Annotated in this window: 11 protein-coding genes; 10 read left to right on the top strand and 1 reads right to left on the bottom strand. The window is 57.9% G+C overall.

The features are described 5' to 3' along the window. The first annotated feature begins 8 nt into the window (after positions 1–8). The 10 genes from PLH32_17240 to PLH32_17195 all read left to right on the top strand — a co-directional run bounded on the left by PLH32_17240 (position 9) and on the right by PLH32_17195 (position 17,956). Positions 9–950 (top strand): PorV/PorQ family protein, encoded by a 942-nt coding sequence (locus PLH32_17240; protein HQJ66354.1) that lies wholly within the window; start codon positions 9–11, stop codon positions 948–950. 35 nt (positions 951–985) lie between these two features. Then, complete coding sequence (locus PLH32_17235; protein HQJ66353.1) at positions 986–2,848, top strand: T9SS type A sorting domain-containing protein; 1,863 nt, start codon at positions 986–988, stop codon at positions 2,846–2,848. Next, a complete protein-coding gene (locus tag PLH32_17230) occupies positions 2,845–6,324 on the top strand; it encodes a hypothetical protein (protein HQJ66352.1) in 3,480 nt (1,159 codons plus the stop codon). Before PLH32_17235 ends, PLH32_17230 begins: the two co-directional genes overlap by 4 nt. Next, the gene (locus PLH32_17225; protein ID HQJ66351.1) at positions 6,321–7,466 is read left to right on the top strand and encodes a DUF4185 domain-containing protein; all 1,146 of its coding nucleotides are present in this window, start codon (positions 6,321–6,323) and stop codon (positions 7,464–7,466) included. The genes PLH32_17230 and PLH32_17225 overlap by 4 nt, the downstream gene beginning before the upstream one ends. 12 nt (positions 7,467–7,478) lie before the next feature. Beyond that, complete coding sequence (locus PLH32_17220; protein HQJ66350.1) at positions 7,479–9,542, top strand: hypothetical protein; 2,064 nt, start codon at positions 7,479–7,481, stop codon at positions 9,540–9,542. Positions 9,543–9,548: 6 nt separating this feature from the next. Beyond that, positions 9,549–10,796 carry an alpha/beta hydrolase-fold protein gene (locus tag PLH32_17215; protein ID HQJ66349.1) on the top strand — a complete coding sequence of 416 codons (1,248 nt, stop codon included), beginning with the start codon at positions 9,549–9,551 and terminating at the stop codon, positions 10,794–10,796. Next, the gene (locus tag PLH32_17210; protein ID HQJ66348.1) at positions 10,793–11,692 is read left to right on the top strand and encodes an ROK family protein; all 900 of its coding nucleotides are present in this window, start codon (positions 10,793–10,795) and stop codon (positions 11,690–11,692) included. Before PLH32_17215 ends, PLH32_17210 begins: the two co-directional genes overlap by 4 nt. Before the next feature lie 58 nt (positions 11,693–11,750). Continuing rightward, entirely contained in the window at positions 11,751–13,601 is a 1,851-nt protein-coding gene (locus PLH32_17205) for a class I mannose-6-phosphate isomerase (GenBank protein ID HQJ66347.1), read from the top strand. A 1,188-nt stretch (positions 13,602–14,789) separates the two neighbouring features. After that, the gene (locus PLH32_17200; GenBank protein ID HQJ66346.1) at positions 14,790–16,886 is read left to right on the top strand and encodes a T9SS type A sorting domain-containing protein; all 2,097 of its coding nucleotides are present in this window, start codon (positions 14,790–14,792) and stop codon (positions 16,884–16,886) included. A 611-nt stretch (positions 16,887–17,497) separates the two neighbouring features. Next, complete coding sequence (locus PLH32_17195; GenBank protein ID HQJ66345.1) at positions 17,498–17,956, top strand: transposase zinc-binding domain-containing protein; 459 nt, start codon at positions 17,498–17,500, stop codon at positions 17,954–17,956. A 314-nt stretch (positions 17,957–18,270) separates the two neighbouring features. Here the strand turns inward: PLH32_17195 and PLH32_17190 are convergent, their stop codons facing one another. Continuing rightward, the gene (locus PLH32_17190) at positions 18,271–19,170 is read right to left on the bottom strand and encodes a hypothetical protein (GenBank protein HQJ66344.1); all 900 of its coding nucleotides are present in this window, start codon (positions 19,168–19,170) and stop codon (positions 18,271–18,273) included. Between the last annotated feature and the right edge of the window lie 203 nt (positions 19,171–19,373).

Below are 19,373 nucleotides of genomic sequence, written 5' to 3'. Positions count from 1 at the left end.
AGACGACTATGAAAATAAAATCACTTGTCGCAGGATGGCTGCTGTTGCCGGGGCTGGCTCTCGCCCAGTACAACTACGGGTTTGACTTCGCCAAGACCGGCTCGGGCGGCCTGCAATTTCTCAAGATCGGCGTCGGCGCCCGTGAGAGCGCCATGGGAGAAGCGGTCACCGGCGCGGTCAAGGACGTCAGCGCTGTCTTTTGGAACCCGGCGGGCCTGGCCTATGCTACCCGCTATCAGGCCGCCTTTTCGCACAATGCCTGGCTGGTCAACAGCAAACAGATGGCCGCAGCGGTCGCGATTCCCTTCAAAACCTTCAGCATCGCCGTCAGCGCGCTCTCTTTTACCATCGAGGATTTCGAGGAGACCACCGTCACCCATCCGGAGGGCACCGGCCGAATGGTGAGCGCCGGAGATGCGATGATCGGCCTTGCAGCGGCGCGGATGTTTACCGACAAACTCTCTATCGGCGGGCAGCTCAAGTATGTCAACGAGAAGCTCGACGAATACAGCCTTGACAACGTGCTCTTCGATGTCGGCGCCCTCTATTATACCGGCTTCCGCCATCTGCGCCTCGCTTTCGCCCTGCAGCATTTCGGCCCGGATATGAAGATCGTCGATCAGACCTTCCGGACCCCACTGCTCTTCCGGCTTAATGCCACCGACGAGCTCTTCCAGAATGCGGAGATGGCCCTCACAGCCGGCGTCGAGCTGGTCCATGCCACCGATAATGTCGAGGTGGTCAATCTCGGCACCGAGCTGCAGCTGCGCAACCTGCTTTACCTGCGCGGCGGTTACCGCTTCAACACCGACGAGGGCAAGCTTGCCTGCGGCTTCGGCCTGGTCACCCCGGCCATGGCGGGGGTGACCCTCAAGATCGATTATGCCTTTGTCCAGTCGGAACTCGTCTTCGCCGACGTGCACCGCTTCAGCGTGGGGTTGGCATTTTGAGACGCGCATACCTTATCAGAGGGACACTCTTGCTTATGTCCACCTTGCTCTGCGGGTGCAAGATCACCCAGATCACCCAACCTGCTGCAGCGGACCGGAACAGCGAGATCACGGTGCAAATCAGCATCCTCGCCAGCGACGTGCCGGAGCCCAATGCCCACAAGGGCGTCCTCGGCCTGCTCCTGCCGCGCGACTGGCAGGTGCTGGAGGCCGTCTACAACTCCAGCCTGGGTTCAGGGGATCTCGAGGCCAGCCCCGCCTGGACCGACTCGCTCGAAGCCTGTTACCCGGCGGCGGGCTTTGAGGGCGCGATGCAATGGACCGGCCTGATCTCGGACAAGGGATACGCCCATACCAGTCCGGCGACGATCACGGTCGAAGTGCGTCTGCAAACCGGAGAAACCGAGGGGTGCTTCAAGCTCGGTTATCTGGTGACCAAGGCCACCGGCGGCCTGCTCTGCTCCGGCCAGGACAGCTGGGCACCCTTCTCCTATCCCAACCGTATTGCCGTCCCGTCCGGCGCCTATTGTCCCGACGAATTCCAGGTCGAACCGGCGGGGGCGTGGGACGCCCTCCTCAAACGGACTTCGGGCTGGACCGGCGCCGACGGCATCTACTCCATTCCCGTCGATGGCTGCGAGCAGCCGCGGGGCCAGGACCATCTGATCCTCTTCAGCGATACCTTCATCGGCCAAGTCGACAGCGCCGGCAAGCGGGTCAACTCGACCATCGTCAACAACACCCTCGCCTGGCTGCGCGGCAACCAGCCTGACCCCGGGCGCATCACGTTTATGTGGGGCAAGAACGGGACGGCTCCGCGCGCGGTCTTTACGCCCGCCACCGCCTCGGCGGCGCCCAATGACCTCTACTGGCTGATGGACGGCGTCCGGGTTGACACGCTCTTCCATGTCTTCGCCATCCGCCTTCATACGACCGGCAGCGGCGCCTTCGATTTCGCTCTCGACGGCGTGGTGATCTTGACCTTCCGGCTCGATGAGAACCACTATCCGGTGCAGGTGCAGCAGACCGACTTGCCCTTCTTCGTCAGGGAGGGTGTGCTGACCGCTGCTCTAGGCCAGGCAATCATGCCCAACACTCGGGAAAGCGGCAACCGCCACTATGATGGCTATCTTTATATCTACGGACCGCGCGATGAAGCCTCGGGTAAGAACCTGATCGCCAGCCGGGTCCTGCCGGAGCATCTCCTTGATTTCGGCCAGTGGCAGTTCTGGGACGGCAGCGGCTGGAGCGGCGATCCGGATGCCTGCACCGGGATCACCGACCGGCTGTCGCAGGAGTTCAGCATCACCGAGGTGGGGGACCGCTATCTCCTCGTTTTCCAGCTTGGCTCGTCGGTGGCCATCCGTCTCGGCGATTCGCCGGTTGGCCCCTTCGGCTTTTACAGCGAGATCTACAGGGCCCCCGAGGTGAACATCTCGGGCAACATTATAATTTACAACGCAAAGGCGCATCCTTCGCTTTCTGATGCCGACTCCTTGCTGATCAGTTACAACGTCAACACCCTGAGTTTCGCGGAAAATCTGAACAATGCGGACGTCTACCGGCCGCGCTTCATCAAACTGGCGACGGCCGGATTGACGAGCGGGATGGCGGTGGCCGCTGCTGCGCCCGAAGCGTTCCGGCTTCTGCAAAATTATCCGAATCCCTTCAATCCGGTCACCACGATCGCCTTCGAGCTGCCGGTACTGAGCCGGGTGACGCTGCGGATCTGCAATGCTCTCGGCCAGGTTGTCGAGACGCTTTTTGAGGAGCGGGCCATGGAGGCAGGCCGTTATACGACCCGCTGGGCGCCGCAGAACCTGGGCAGCGGCGTCTATTTCTATCTCCTGGAAGGCCCGGGATGGCGCGAAACCAGAAAGATGATCTATATCCAATGAGAAAATCGGCCAGTTTTTTTGGGTTATTCCTGCTGAGCGCCGCGGCCCTGAGCGCGGAGCCGCTGCCGTTGCGGCCGGATGGCACCGTCCCGCTGTGGCTGACCAACGGTCCCTTCGAGATCCGAACCATCGGATTTGGCGATCTCTCGGACGAGGCGCCACTTCCTGAAGACGGCCTCGCACCCCGCAATGGCGAGGTGCAAAACAATCCGGCTGTGCCGGCTGGTGCAAGCCCCTGGCTCTACCTTGCGCCCCTCGGGAGCGGTTTCGCCGATTTTCAACCCTGGTACGGCTGGAAAACCCTGACGACGCCGGAAAAGATCTGGTACGCCCGGATTGTCTACAGCTGGGCGGGCATCATCAGCGACCAGGAGCAGCCGGTGCGGCTGCGGTTCGGCGGGAATACGATTGTCCGGATCCTGCTCAACGACTCGACAATCTACCGTTCGCTGCACGAGGTCAATGCCGTACGCGACGGTTTTACGGTTGCGGCGACCCTCCGCAAGGGGCTAAACCGCCTGCTCGTGGTCACTTCCACCTCACACAGAAACCATGCCGCGGCCTTTTTCGATCCGCTCCGCTTCGAATGGGGTTTTTATTTGCGGTTGTGCGGCGACGATGGCCGTCCACTCACGGGCCTCGCCCTGCAAGCCGAACCGGACAGGATCCCACCGGATTTCTCGCTCACCCCCACCTTCTTCTACCGGCAGGCGGGAAGCCGGCTGCGGCAAAAATATCTCCTCGAGATCAAAGCCGGCCTGACCGGGATGCGGGAACCCTGCTTGATCCTGCCGGCGCTCCACGAGACGATCAGGCTGCAGGATGCCGCGCCGGGTATCACAGCGCGTACCGTCTGGCTGCCCGAACTTCCCGGACCGCTGCAGACCACCGCCAGGTTGCAGTGGGGCGGGGCCGTACTGGAGAAGGGCGTCGAACTCAAGCCCCTGCCGCGGTATGAACTCTATTTCATGCCCATGACCCACATGGACATCGGCTACACCAACCCCCAGCCGGTCGTCATCGAACGCCAGTTGCAAACCCTCGATCAGGCGATCAGCAAGTGCGCGACTGATCCCGATTTCCGCTGGACCATCGAGACCATGTGGCTGCTCGAGAACTACCGGCTTGCGCGTTCCCCGGCCGCGTTCAAGCGGCTGATCGCCCTGATCAAGGCAGGCCGGATCGCGGTATCGCCCATCTCTACCAATCCCTACACTGGCTGGGTGAGCGAGACGGAGATGGCAGCCGCCTTCCGCCTGGCGGAGGTCTACCATCAGCGCTACGGTCTTGAATATTTTACGGCGGTTTACAACGACGTGCCGGGCCAGTCATGGGCCCTGCCGCAGTATCTGCGCAAGGCGGGTGTGCCGGTGCTGGTCGATGGCATCAACGAGATCTTTTCCGATTACAAATATCAGAAGAATCTGCCCAAGGTTTTCAGGTGGGCCGGTGCCAGTCGCGATACGGTATTGCTCTACCTGACGGAAGCCTACGTGGAGGGCGCCCGCTATGGGCTCGAGCGCGACACCACGGCCATCGCCACCCGAATCTGGCACCGGGTGAACAACCTGCTGCAGCGCGGTTATCCCTGGACCAGGATCCTCATCAGCGGGGCCTTTTCAGACAACAGCGGCATTGCCCTGGCCCAGTATGAGCATGCCCGCGAGTGGAACAAGCACTACGCCTGGCCGCGTTTTGTCATCGCCACCCTCAATGATTTCGGCCGGGCCGTGGCCGCACAGGATCGGCGTCCCCTCAAAACGGTGCGCGGTGACTGGACTTCGGATTGGGACATTCTCTTCCAGGGGGAAACCCGGCGGATGATCGAGTATCGCGAGGTCCAGAACCAGCTGCCGGGCGTCGAAGTGCTCGCGACGTTCTCCAGCGCGCTGCATCCCGCATCGGCCAGCGGGGCGGAGGAGATCGACGCGGTGTACACGGATCTCCTCAATTTTTCCGGTCACGGCAGCGGCCTGGAGTACGGTCTCGGCTCCCGCGAGGAGAATCTTTACACGGATGCCGTCCGCGCCGAAGCGGTGCATGGCTCATGGATGCGAACCCGGGCGCTGCGCGAGCGTCTGCTCTATCGACTGACCGCGCCGAAGGAGAGCTTTGATTCCCACGGCGTGATGGTGTTCAACACCCTGACCTGGAGCCGTTCCATGCCGGTGGAGATCGGATTCCCCGAGAACGACCCGACCCGTTACGAGGTGATCGATCTAGCCACCGGTGCCAGGCTGCCCGCGCATCAGAGCGGCGCGCGACTCTGCTTTATTGCGCCGGAGGTGCCGGGCATCGGCCGCCGGCAATTCGAGCTGGTCCCGGCTGTCCAGCATTCTCGTTCCCACCCGGTGGATTCGGCATCCGACCCGGATTCTCCTTCCTGCTCGGCGGCGGTCGATCCCCGGCAGTCCGGTTTGCTGCCGGCCTCCTCCACGACCATCGAGAACACCGCCTATCGCGTCGGCCGCACCGAAAAGGGTTGGATGATCCTCGACAAGAAAAACGGCATGCTCCTCTTTGATCCCGGCGCCGCGCTCCCGGCTCTTACGCCGCTGCGCAAACGGTTCCAGCTCGGCGAATCCTTTGTCGCCCTCGACCTCCATAGCGGTGCGGTTCAAGTGGAACGCAATCCGGTCTATGAGGAGATCACCTCACCCTGGGAGGATCCCCTTTTCCGCACGCTCCGCTTGCGTCTCTGGCATGACCTCAACCGTATCGATGTCACGGTGGAGCTCGATCTGACCGGGCAGAGCCGGACGGCGTACACGGAAGAGTACGGCCTTGCTTTCTCCTTCAATGCCCGGGCCGGGATCATTCGCTGCGAGACCCTGGGGGGATGGACCAGCCTGGAAGACCGATTCGCCGGGGCCGGGCATACCTATTTCTCGATTCGCCGCGCTGCCGAGATCGAGTCAGACGGCAGCATCCTGATGCTGGCCTCGCCCGACTGCCGCATCTTCGCCCTCGACACCCTCCGCGGCGGCAGCACCCTGATCGCCAATCTCCTCAACAATTTTCCGGATTCCTGGAACCGCAACGAAGAGAAGCAGGGCCAGGTGACCTGGCATTTCACCCTTGCCCGCGCAGACGGCACCACGGCCGACCCCGCCGCCTTTGGCTGGGAAGCAGCTTCCGGCCCTCTCATCCGGCGCAGCTATTTTACCCGCACCGAGCCGCTCCAGTGTTATCTGAGTGCATCCAATCCCCGGATCCAACTGCTGTCGCTGCGACCTGCAGCCGAACCCGGCCGGTATGAGATGCTGCTGCGCAACAGCGATCCCGGCAGCCGTCAGCAGGTGACCCTGCGCTCGGACTTGCTTTTAACCGCAGCCAGAGTGCAGATCCTGGATCTGCTCGGCCGGCCGCAGGGAGCCCTGCCGGTACTCCACGACAGTGTCACCCTTTCATTGGCGGCGAACGAATTCACCCGTCTTGGCATCGACCGGAGAGAAACGTCGAGGAAATCACCATGAAAATCAAATCAAAGCGCGATCTCGGGGTTCAGTTCCGGGATAATCCCCACCGCATGGTGGGGCAGGACGGGGCTTTTTCCATCCCGACCCGTGCGGGGTTGCTCTGGTTTTTCGGGGACACGCTCATCGGGGCGCGTCCGGCTGATGGCAGCCTCTGGTATCCCGACGGCAAACCGGTCGGCCCGCTCGATATGAGCGGGAAGGCGGGGATCGATCGGATGATGAACAATTCCGGCTTGCTCAGCTCCAACCGGGTCGGTCCCGGCGGCGTGGAGGAGTTTCACTACATCCTCGATGAGCGCGGCGAGATTAAACCCCTGATTCCACTCGAAGCCGATGAAGATCCGAACCGCATTCGCGTCTGGTGTCTGCACGGCGTTGAGGTCGAGGGCTGGATCTATCTCTATTTCGTCAAGGTGGCGACCGTCGCTGAGGGGATCTTCCCCGTCAATTTCCGCATCCTCGGTTCAGGGCTGGCCATCGGCGATTCTCGGGACTGGGAATTCAACCGCATCCTCAGTCAGGGCAGCGACCTCTGGTGGCGGGCGGATCAGCCCCATTTCGCCTCCGCCGTCCTCAATCCGCCGGGGGATTACCTCTATCTTTACGGCGCCTTACAGGGAGCGGACCAGGTGCAGCGCAGTTATCTCGCGCGGGTTCACAAGGAGATGATCAAACACCGAGATAGTTATGAATATCTCTGCGGCCTGGAGGGAGTCGCCGGCGACCCCGGACCGGCTGGCGCAGAAATTTCACGGCGGCGCAGGAGTGAAGGCGGGGCCATCCGGACGCCGCTCTGGTCGCAGCACGTTGGCGAGGCCATCCCCCTCTTCGAAGGCATGCCCAATGAACAGTCGGTCTCCTGGAACAGCTATCTGGGCTGCTACCTGGCCGTCCATTCTCTCGATCTCACCGGCCGGATCGTCGCCCATACCGCCCCTGAGCCCTGGGGGCCCTGGAGCGAACCCATCGATCTCTGCCAGATCCGCAGGCCCCACCCGGAGAACCTGCCCTATCCGCAGTTGATCTATGCGGCCAAGGAGCACCCCGCTCTGGCCAAAGAAGGGGGGCGGACGATCTATATCACCTATGTCGAGTTCGAGGAGTACTTTCCGCACCTCCTCGAGATCACCTTCGAGTAGCATGAGGCCCTTGTGATACCCACCAGCAAAGAACTGGCCAGCGACCGCCTGGTTCACGCCTTCGGCGATCTTTTCAGCCCCCCTGGCATCACCAATTTCTGGGGCTGCTGCCAGGCCGATCACGACATCACCGGTGTGCGCAGCCTTAATTTCCCCCCCTATACCAACTCGGACAAGGTGACGGGCGCCCTCTTCCTGGACGGCTGCTATTTTTCGGCGCTTGGTCGTCCCGTCGCCTTTACCTGGTATCCGGACAAGATCGTACGCGAAGCCGTTTTTGGATCCCTGGAATTGCGCTCCACCGCCATCCTGCCGTTCGGCGCTACGGCCCTGATCGTCCGCCTCGAGATCCGTAATACCGGAGCGGCAGACCGGGATCTCTGTGTCAAATTCGGCACCTCGGCCGCGATCACGAAAAATATGGACACCGGCAAGGCCTATCTCCCGCCGCTGGAGGAGGATAACCGGATTTCGGTCGAGTCTTCCCGCCAGGTGGTCCTTTTTGAAGCCCGTCACAGCGAGGCCTGTTCGGTGCAGGGGATGTGGCCGGCGCCCGATCGCGCGACTGGATTCGGACTGGAAAAAAGCATCCGCATCCCTGCCGGCGGGTCCAGCACCCTCTTTTATCTCAACATCATCGGCGGAGAAATGAACGAAGCCCTGCGCCAGTATGACCGCCTCGCCAACGCAGGGCTTGCCAGCACCTTCGTTGATCATGAGGCGGCGTGGGATCGTCAGATCGCGGCCGCCTTCACTCCCGGCAATTCCGAATACTCCGGCTGCTTGCCGGTCTTACATACCACCGATGCAGCGGTCCGCCGCCTCTATTACACCGCAGCCCTCGGCGTGATCTATTTCCGCCGTGACAATCCCTTCTCGGTCTACAGCCGCGCCTACGACACCCTCATGCCGCGCTACTGGCAGGGCACCACTTTCATCTGGGATTATTTTCTCAGCTCGGAGTTCCATGCCCTCCTCGACCCCGAGGTCCAGCGCAAGTACATCGAATTGTGGATGGGGACCGACGTCCATACCCATTTCGGCACCGAATACCTCACCGGCGACACCGTCGGTCCCTGGTACGCCGTCAATGATTTCGCCCTCTCCTGGCTCGCCAATGATTATCTGCGCTGGAACGGCGATTTCGCTTGGCTGGACCGCACTCTGCCAGCCTCCGGCAAACGCATTTTCGACTATCTGCAGGAGTATGCCACCAACTACCGACAGTTCCGCACCCCCGCCGGCCTGGCGGATTACGGCGGCATTAATAACCTGCTCGAGTGCGTCAGCACCTATATCCATGAGGTGGCAAGCCTGAATGCCGGCAACATCTTTAGCCTGCGTACCCTGGCGGAGCTGTGGGCACACCGCGGGGCCCTGCAGGAGGCGGCCTCCTGCCGCGCCGAAGCCGACGCTTTGCTCAGCGAGCTGATGAAGCTCTACACCGGCGGCGGCTTCTGGAACGCGCGCTTCCCCGGGGGCGAACTGGTGGAAGTGCGTCATGGCTACGATTTCATGACCCTACTCACCACCATCGCCGACGATCTCAGCACCCGGCAAAAGGAGGAGATGGTGCGCTTCTTTGTGGACGAGCTGCAGACCCCGCTCTGGATGCACGCTCTTTCACCACGGGATCCGAACGCGATGTTCTCGGTGCGGCCGGACCACCAATGGAACGGCGCCTACACCGCCTGGCCGGCCCTCGCCGCCACCGGGCTCTACCGCATCGGCCGCGGCGACCTGGCTACTCCCTGGCTCCGGGGCCTGGCGCGTTCGGCCAATCAGGGCCCCTTCGGCCAGTGCCATTTCGTTGAATCCGCCGTTCCTCCCGATTCCGGCGGGGCGCGCAAGGCCTTCTATGAATGGCCCTATGGCGCGGACTGGGCCTGCTCCTCCAGCGGCAGCTACCTGACGACGGTGATCGAAGGACTCTTCGGAGTGCGTGCGACTCCCTTCAACGGCCTCAGCGCCGCGCCGCAGTTCGCCGGCTTTGACCCCGGGGCTGAGCTCCACAATCTCAGATACCAGGGCCGGTTCTATGCGGTCTCTCGAAACGGATTGATCCCAACCAGGTAAAGACCTATGAAAAAACTGACCGTTGTGCTCTTCGTCGCAGCGACTCTGGCGGGCTGCGTTATGCGCAGAAATGAACCGGCGCGCAAGTTCGAACGGCTCTTGAACCGGATCGAGCGTAGCGGCGATGCCGCCCAAAAACAGCAGCTTGTGGACGAATTTTTCAGGAAGCTGCAGCCCGGTGCCTATCCATTTTTCCCGAGCGACACAAGCTATGTGCTGGTATACCGGGGGGTGAAGGATTCGGTCGGTGTGCTCGGCGACATGAACAACTGGACGCAGGCGCAATGGATGACGCACGTCGCCGGGACCGATCTCTTTTACTACCGCGGCACGGCGCCGGCCGGTGCTCGCCTCGAATACTGGTTTATCTTCGGCAAAACCAGCCTCTGGACCATCGACCCCCTCAATCCCGCCAAATCGCTCAACGGCTTTGGCGAACTCTCCGAGCTGGCGATGCCGCGATACCGGCAGCATCCGTACTTTGCGGAATTCCGCTCCGGCCGCAAGGGGAGCGCCGCCGGCTTGCAGGTCCGCGAAATGGAATCGCAGGTGCTGGGGTATCCGCACGCCATCCATGTCTATTTGCCCCCGGGATACGACATTAAGCACAGGTACCCGGTGCTCTATCTCCAGGATGGGATCGATTATGTCGAGTTCGCCCAGGTGCCGCAGATGCTTGACCAGCTGATCCGCGACCGTAAAATCCGTCCGCTCATCGCGGTTTTCGTCACACCGCCCAACCGCTTGCAGCCCGGCATGCCCAACCGCATGACCGAGTACGGCCTCAACGACACCTACGTCCACTTTTTTACCGATGAACTCGTCCCCTATATCGACGCCCAGTTTGCCACTGATCCTCAGCCCGGGGCGAGGCTGGTGGTGGGCGACTCCTTTGGCGGGCTGATCTCGGCGTACATCCCCTTCCTGCGGCCGGATATTTTCGGCAACGGCTACAGCCAGTCCGGCTATCTCTCTTTCAAAGGGGACACCCTGATCAGGCTCTATCGCGACACGCCGAAACGCCCCGTCCGCCTCTATATCGATAGCGGCATCTATGAGGAGACGGTCGGCGCCTCGTTTCTGCCGGCCGCGGAGACCAACTTTATTGCCGCCAACCGCCGGTTCGAGAAGGTGCTGCGCGCGCAAGGCTATGAGTATGTCTACCGCGAATACCCCGAGGGTCATACCTGGGGCAACTGGCGACGCCACCTCATCGATGCCCTGATCTGGTTCTTCCCGGGGGAGAAGCCATGAGGATCGGCATCGATTTCGGCGGCACCAACGTCAAGTTCGGCCTTTTCGATGAGGCAGGCAACACTCGCAAATTCGCGGTCGAAAGGGTGGCCGATCTCGCCGCAACGGGCCCGCTGCTGGAGGCCCTGCTCGACGCAGCCGCCCGCTTCGCCGCCGGCGAAGTGCTGACCCAGGGCGGCCTCGGCATGAAGGGGATGGTCGATGTGCAGGCCGGCGGCGTGATCAACGACGTCGGTGCGGCCGACATATTCGCCGGCATCGATCTGCGCGGCCGGCTCGCCGCCCGGCTCGGGGTGCCCTTCGCCTTCGACAACGACGCCCGCGCCTACGCCTTCGGAGAGTGGAAGTTCGGTGCCGGCCGGGGCTTGCCCTCGATCATAGCCATGACCCTCGGCACCGGCGTCGGCTGCGCGGCGGTCATCGACGGCCGCCTCTTCCGCTCCAGCAATCCCGCAAGCGGCCTCCTCGGTGGCCACATGAGCATCGACCGCCGCGGCCCGGAGTGCCCCTGCGGCCTCAAGGGATGCCTCGAACTCTACTGCTCGGCGGTCAATTTCGAAAAACACCTCCTCGCCGCCTTCCCCGAGCTGGCGGCCGAGGCTATCCCCCTCAAGGCCTTCTTCGACGAGGCGGAAGCCCGCCCAGCTTGGGCCGACGTGAAAGCAGAATTCATCGACAATCTCGCCATCGGGGTGATCAACGTCATGCACGCCTACGGCATCAATACCGTCGTCCTGGGCGGCGGTCTGATGAAAAGCCATGAAAAGATCATCCCTGGCCTGCTCGAGATCGTCAAACGCCGCGCCTGGATGGTGCCCAGAGGTGATGTGCGTATTCTCCCGGCCCTGCTCGAGGACCGCGCCGCCTGCCTCGGCGCCGCCTTTCTTGATCAATGAGGACCAACGGCCCACGGAGAGAGGGCCTTTACACAATGTTGCACAACGGGAACAAGACATGAAGAACAGTGACCGCGGGGCCTTGACCCCTTTTACAGCCCCCCTGCCGGATGCTGCGTCAGCCTACCCGAAAGGTTATTATGATGCCCTGCCCGCTTTCACCCTGACGGAAGGCGTGATCGACAAGGGCTATGGCGGACTCGCCGCCCGGATCGCCGTAAGAATCCCGCAGGGTCTTCGCGTGCTCGTCATCGACGGCTTTCCGGGGGTCGCCTGGGATCACTTCCTCACCCATCTGCAAGCTGAACTGCTGCACCTGGATATCCGCGCCGAACTCCTTCGGTTCGATGACGCCCTGGCCGATCCCGCCGACCGCGAGGCCGCGCTCCGGCCTTTCCTCGGCGGGGAGGACCGCCTCTTCGGCAAACACTGGCCATTCGGGCCGGAGATCTTTTTCGATCCGGTTCGGGTGGAGGAACTGCGCATCTCCGCCTCGATACGCCGCGCCGGGGCAGCCGGCCGGCTCACCATAATCGCCGGCAGCGGGGCCTCCCTGATCGAACTCTGGGACGAGCATTGGTATGTCGACCTGCCCAAGGACCTCATCCAGGAAAAGTTCAGGACAGGCGCGGCCGGAAACGTGGGCTGCCAGGCTGCCGATTTTGAGGCGTTCTACAAGCGCTGCTATTTCGTCGAGTGGCCCGCTTTTAGCCGCCTTAAGCGCAGTCTGCTGCCTCGTCTCGATATTTTCATCGATGGCCAGGACGAGGGCGAACCCTCCTGGATGACCGGCGACGGTTTCCGCGCCGCACTGGAGGAGATTTCCCGGTCGCCTTTCCGGGTCCGGCCCTGGTTCTACCCTGGGCCATGGGGCGGACAGTTCATGAAAGGCCACATGAATCTCGATCCGTGCAAACCCAATTATGCCTGGTCCTTCGAAATGATCGTCCCGGAGAACGGCATCGTCTTTCAGAGCAGCGGCCGCTTTCTCGAGTGCTCTTTCGATTTTGCGATGTATGCCCACAATTGCAGCCTCCTCGGCCCGCGTGCGGCCGCGCAGTTCATCCACGAATGGCCGATCCGCTTCGACTACCTGGACACCATCGACGGCGGCAATCTCTCCGTCCAGGTCCATCCCCGGCCGGACTATATCAAAAAGGAATTCGGCGAGACTTACACCCAGGATGAATGCTATTACATCGTCAACGCCCAACCCGGCGCCCGGGTCTATCTCGGCTTACAGGAGCATACCGATCTCGAGGAATTCAAACAGGCCCTGCTCCATTCGCAGGCGACCGGGGAGGAACTGGATGTGGAGGCCTGGATCCACAGCGAGCCCTCCCGACCGCACGACCTCTTTTTCATTCCTAACGGCACCGTGCACTGCAGCGGCCGTGGCAACCTCGTACTGGAAATCAGCGCCACGCCCTATATCTTTACGATGAAGCTCTATGACTACCTGCGGCGGGACCTGGAGGGCAAGCTGCGGCCGATCAACCTCGAGCGCGGATTTGCCAACATCCGGCCCGAGCGGCGGGGGGAGTGGATCAGGCGGAACCTGGTGGCCCGCCCCAAACCGATCGAGGAGAGCGCGGAGAGCCGCCTCTATGAACTTTACAACCACCCCTGGACCTTTTACGTTATCCTGCGCGCCGAGTTCGCCGCCCGCTATACTCTGCTGACCGAGGGCAGGGGCTTCGCCGTCAACCTCGTCGAGGGTGAAAGGGTGGAGGTCCATTCTGCCAACGGCCGTGTCACCTCGCTGGCGTATCTCGAGACCATGCTCATCCCGGCGGCCGCGGAGGCGGTCACCTTTGTCAACAGGGGGGAGCAGTCCTGCCGCCTCGTACTCGTTTACGTCAAACCCGAGGCCGGCCTTTCCGTGCCGGTCAACGATCCCAATGACTGATAGGGCTCGCGCCCCTGACCGGCCTGGCTCTCGTTCCCACCCGACTATCGCTCCCATCCCTGCGGGCCTGTTCCTGTTCGCTCCCATCCTGGCGGACTTTTCCATACCGGAACATACTCCTTAAAGGTCATGGCATCCTGGAGGATATTTCCCTACCTAGACCGGAGGATGTTAATGGACGACAGGGCTGGGGAGATCAGCCATGGCAACGGTTGAGGACAATGAAGTTCTTTTTTCGCCGAACCGATGGTTATCCGTATCGGCTTGTGCCAGGTCGATAGACATTCCTGCATGCAGACAGAAGCCATCTACCCAGTAGCAGCGCCCGCTTCTTATCGCCGGACGGGCAGCAGCGTTGCCGGCACGAAAACGCCCTGAATAACTCTATGCTGCAATCCGGGCAGCCCACCCGCGCAAATCCCTCCCGTAGATCCCCGCACTATACATACATGTCGATCGCGGTACGAATGACCGGCCGTCAAAATCCATATTTCGGCTGAAACCGATCAGCGTAAACCCGATCGAAATCGTCGAAATGGGCACCTCAGTCTGAAAAGGGGTGAAGTCTCCGGATTGCGAGGCTGGCACATTTTTGCCGCTGGAGCACACACGCCATACCTTATCCAGTATATGAATACCTCTGGCCGATTATGGGCATAGCGTATGCTAAATAATTACTTACATCGCGTCAAGGGTCAAAATCGCCACAACGTATACAAATGACTTGCTAGCCAATCCGCAAAAAATATATTTAAGCAAAGTGGTGAGATTGCCCAGCCACCGCATGGTACGGATGGCCGCTAAGGATGTGCCTGGTATCATTTTGCATAGGTAACCGAAGAGCCGTTCATCCAAGCAGCTTCATCACATTATACCGCGGCTACAGCCGCACGTTATACTTGATGACAAAACGATGAATATTGGCGAATTGACCTTCCAGGTTCGTCGGCTGGATACCTGAGAGCATTGTTATTTATGGACTTGAAGAATTGCGAAGGAAGAAAGCTGAAAATAATCGAGTCATGGATTTATAAAATTATCTTTTAACGAAATAATGAACTTGACTAATTTTAATATTTTTTTAATATTTTTCGCAAATTTTGCCGTTTTAGTCATTTCCAGTATCTGATTGTTACCTGGCAGCAGAAAAGGTTCTTTGTAGTAAAAATTATGGCCGGGAGAAACACAATGAAAAAACTGATCTTCAATTTCATTTTCCTATTCGGATCCTGTCTGATGGCGCAGGATTTCTCGGTATTTACCAACTTGGGCGGGGATAAAAAGTGGGATAATCCGGCCAACTGGAGCACGAATAGAGTTCCGGGCGCAAATGATGAGGTGTATATTCCGGGTGACAAAGGGGTCTTGCTTGATAAATACTGCAAAGCGAAAAAGATCACAATTGAAGGATCGGTGGCCACAGGTTGGGTTTTTGGATCAGAGATTTTCACTGATCAGCTGATTATTAAAAAAACAGGCGACATCCTGATGCGGGGCGACTTGAAGATTCTTCCGGTCACAAACCAGCTGAATGTCGAGAATGAAGGCAAGATCTGGACAGACATGTACTCCCAGCCCAAACGGCTGTCTGTCGGCGAACAATTATACTCAAAAAATGTCACAATGAATATTCCAGGGGGAAAAATCCAAAATGCGCAGTTTCAGTTCAGCGGAAGTGTACTGGAAATGTCCGGAGCTTTCATAGCAGGCCATTCTCACAACATTAATGCAGATTTTGTAACCATGTCCAAAGAAAGCGTCCTGTCAAGTACCGAAGGTAAAACTGTCGAAGAGTCTTCCCCCCAAATAGTATGCCATAAAAGAATGTTGTTGGATAAGGGAAGCAGGATCATATGCGATCAAGACCCAAAGTCAGTTACCGGCGGGAACATCAATATTTTTGCAGATACATTCATCAATTACGGCGCTTTGCGGCCGGGGAAAGGTTTTAAGACGAACGGAAAGGTCAATCTTTGCGCGCGGAATCTATTCAATCAGGGCGCAATGGGGGGAGGATCGGGCACAAGCATGGGAAAGCGTTCCGCGATCCAACAGAATGAATTCAGCAATATCACCCTCAGTGCCGATTCGGTCGTGATCGCTCAGCAGGACAGCATGATCATAGCGGATACCTTGAAAATCTTTGGTAAAAACATAAAAGTCGCCATTCAAAACCAAGCCGGTATCGCTCTGTTGAATGGAATCGAGTTTTATACCACAGCCGACGGGACGGTTGACTTTACTCAAACAACGATCATGAACGCCATTGCGGGCGGATACAGCAAACACATCTTCAGCAATCATGTGATCCCCTCCGAAAAATGGAAATTGCAGAGAATATTCATGAGCGACGTGACGATTTTGCCGGCCGACACGACCCAATCGAACGCCTCCGCAACACTCACGAACGGATTCGGTTTTGCAAATGCCATTGGCACACTTCGGCTCTTTTTGCAGAATCTGAGCATGGCGGCGCAATCCATCAAATATGAAATCGATTCCGAACTCGGTTGGGTCGGCGCCATTACCGGCAACACGGCTGAATTGGCGCCTTTTTCGGCGGATAGTGTGCAAATACCATTTCACATTCCTCCTGAAACCATTCGAGGCATTGAAGACATTGTTCGTGTCCGAATCTCCATCAACGGTGTCGAGATAGACACGACCTATGCGACCATAACCTGCCTGAGTCGTTCGACTCATCCGGGTGAGTTGAACTCTATCAGTGTTTCGCCAGCTGCAGCAAATTTAACGCTTGGGGGAAAACAGCTGTTTACCGCCGTCGGATTCACTGCCGATGGAGACACGCTCCATTACTTCCGACCGGTCTGGTCAGCAACCGGTGGAGAAATTAACGCAGCGGGTCTTTATACCGCCACCCAAACAGGCAACTGGATCGTCACCTGTACTGACAGTTCTACCGGCGTGACAACGAACGCTTCGGTAAATGTCGGTGCCACATTGGTCGAATCCGATAATGAATCGGCCCCGACGAAATTTGCTTTACAGCAAAATTATCCGAACCCGTTCAACGCCACAACCAAAATTAAATTTTCAATCCCAACATCGCCATTCGATTCATTCTCCAGAGCGGATGGGATTTTCATAAATCTAATAGTTTATGATATATTAGGCAATGAAGTGATGACACTTGTCAATGGTTACAAACCGGCGGGTACTTATGAAGTGGAATTTGATGCTTCCCATCTTCCAAGCGGAGTATACTATTATAAGCTTAAAGTTGGAGAATACCTCGATATCAAGAAAATGGTTCTGATTAAATAACACAAGTTCATCGTACCTTCAGAGATATAAAGCAGTATAATCGCGGCGCTGAACTGTAGCCCCCGGAGGGGGCGTATCAGTTGGAGAGCCTGGTTCGGCCTGAGCGGAGCGAGGGCTGAACATGCTACTGTGCTGGGGCTGCGGAATAGTGTGATGAAACTGCTTGGATGAACGGCTCTTCGGTTACCTATGCAAAATGATACCAGGTTCATCCTTAGCGGCCATCCGCACCAGCCGGTGGTTGGGTGATCTTGGCTTTCACAGTCGCACCGCTCTGTTTGCCGTCGAACTCATTCATTTCCTTAGATAAAGCTGATTATTGGTTCGTGGTCAAGCTTTTTGTAGAGTAACGGTCTGAGGGCAAGGATCACGGGCGATTTTGACCCTTGACGCGATGTAAGTAATTTTATAGCATACGCTATGCCCATAATCGGCCAGAGGTATTTATATACTGGATAAGGTATGGCGTGTGTGCTCCAGCGGCAAAAATGTGCCGACCTCGCAATCCGGAGACTTCACCCTTTTTCAGACTGGTGCGTGCCCATTTCGACGATTTCGAGCGGGTTTACGAGGAACGGTTCCAGCGGAAATATTGATTTTGGCGGCCGGTCATTCGTACCGCGATCGACAAGTCTGTAAAGTGCGGAGATCTGAGGGAGGGATTTGCATGGGTGCGTTGCCCGGATTGCAGCAAATCGTTTTTCGTGGCGTTTTCGTGCCGGCAACGCTGTTGCTGCCCGTCCTGCGATCAGAAGCGGGTGCTGCTGCTGGGAATGCGCCTGGCGGAGGAGGTCTTTGCGCCGGTTAGCCACGAGCTATGGGTCTTGACCATGCCGAAGCGGTTGCGCATTTTCTTTCGCTACGACCGCTGCTCGCTGGGCAAGCTCTGTCGGCTGGCCTATGAAACGATCCGAGATGGGCTTCACCAGGCTGGCGGAGCCAGAGAGGGTGAACCCGGTTATGTAGGGGCGATACAGACCTTTGGCGATCTGACGGGCTGGCACAGCCATATACATGCGATCGTGAGCGAGGGATTGATCAGGCGGGATGGCTTTCCCCATCGCTCATAGCCTCAAGAACGCCGGCTCCTTTTATCTCCGGGCCGCGGAAACCGCACGCATTCGCTTTTACCCGCCCGGTAAATCACCTGACCATCTCCCGTGACCTTGATCATTCGCGCCAGCGTAGAGGGACAGCACGATACATAAGAGACCAGACGCTGCATGCCTTCTTCATCCTCTGATCCAATCTGTACCGAGTTATCAGTTTTTTTGACATCGGCAAAATCAAATTTCCTATCAGTTCCTATCAGTTTCCTGCACACCGCCCCCCAGCGGCATGCAGGATTAGCGGCAAAAGATGAATAGCGAATAATGAAAACATGCTATATAAAAGAAGCTACAAGCCGGTTATTTTTCATAACTTTCCCTTTTCCGTGCAGATAGACAAAACCGGCTTTCTTTAAAAACATAAAAGTCAGTGCATCCGTGCGGCTGCCTATGAATACGTAACCTTCTCTGAACTTTATTGAACCCATAAATCGCCAAATGCCCCTGTCTCCAAATGGGTAGTTTGCGGATAATCCCATCCCAGCCGAAAAAGACAATTGATCCTTGGGGTAAAGCATTTTACCCCAATAGCTGCCTGGGTTGCGTTCGCTCTCCTCGATGGCGATGCTGCCTGATTGAGAATCGGAATCCGGGGTGAGATCTGAAAGAACAAAGCGTTTTCCCACACCATATTTGACAATATTGCGTATGATACGATCTTCAATTGCCTCTTTCTCTTTGTAGGATTTTTTCGCAGCAAGTTCTTGGGCATAAATATGCACCAGTGCTGCGCGCGCCTCAGCGTGTTGCTGACTGTTCGGGAATTGTTCCAAATATCTTTCAAAGGGAGCAGATACAGCGCTGTCCTTAATTGCCAGAAAATGCAACTCCTCGATTTTAGCTTTTGCCGCGCTGGTTTTGGGGCTTTGAGAATATTGATCAATGAAATGCTGATAAGCTTCAATCGTGTTGCTCTTCTGTATACCATCCCAGACCAATTCGCTTTTCCTGTTCAGCGCTTCAGCTGCCCACATTCCCTGCGGAAATCTGTGCAAATAAGCGTCAATGCTTTCCAGACTGTTGTTTTTTTCAGCTTCAGAATAGCATAATGAATCAAGTATTGCCCTGGCATGTGCTTCATGTACGCTACCGGGATGATTTTTTAAATATCGCTCAATCCCTTTTATGGTTTTTTGGGAAGTTGCCCGCTGCCAAAGTTCATTTTCTTCTTGCATGTTTTACCATTATAACATATACTTAATATTGAGCTACCTATAGCTTAACAGTGAAAGCTATTAATGGATCACTAAGGCATGAAGTGTTTATCCAATGGATGAATGCATCGTGCCTTTTTTATTTTCCCTGATACTCGGCATTTCTGAGTAGTCAAGTCCAAAATCTTGTGTAAAAGTCAATGCTTATGGGCGTAATACCAGTA

This window comes from bacterium (assembly GCA_035419245.1).
Taxonomy (GTDB): domain Bacteria; phylum Zhuqueibacterota; class Zhuqueibacteria; order Residuimicrobiales; family Residuimicrobiaceae; genus JAKPUX01.
The sequence above is the reverse complement of the archived record's forward strand: the minus strand, read 5'-3'. Positions and strand labels throughout refer to the sequence as shown.

Coding starts and splice junctions, on each gene's coding strand:
- PLH32_17240 (HQJ66354.1), top strand. CDS start 9: ATGAAAATAAAATCACTTGTCGCAGGATGGCTGCTGTTGCCGGGGCTG.
- PLH32_17235 (HQJ66353.1), top strand. CDS start 986: ATGTCCACCTTGCTCTGCGGGTGCAAGATCACCCAGATCACCCAACCT.
- PLH32_17230 (HQJ66352.1), top strand. CDS start 2,845: ATGAGAAAATCGGCCAGTTTTTTTGGGTTATTCCTGCTGAGCGCCGCG.
- PLH32_17225 (HQJ66351.1), top strand. CDS start 6,321: ATGAAAATCAAATCAAAGCGCGATCTCGGGGTTCAGTTCCGGGATAAT.
- PLH32_17215 (HQJ66349.1), top strand. CDS start 9,549: ATGAAAAAACTGACCGTTGTGCTCTTCGTCGCAGCGACTCTGGCGGGC.
- PLH32_17210 (HQJ66348.1), top strand. CDS start 10,793: ATGAGGATCGGCATCGATTTCGGCGGCACCAACGTCAAGTTCGGCCTT.
- PLH32_17205 (HQJ66347.1), top strand. CDS start 11,751: ATGAAGAACAGTGACCGCGGGGCCTTGACCCCTTTTACAGCCCCCCTG.
- PLH32_17200 (HQJ66346.1), top strand. CDS start 14,790: ATGAAAAAACTGATCTTCAATTTCATTTTCCTATTCGGATCCTGTCTG.
- PLH32_17190 (HQJ66344.1), bottom strand. CDS start 19,170: ATGCAAGAAGAAAATGAACTTTGGCAGCGGGCAACTTCCCAAAAAACC.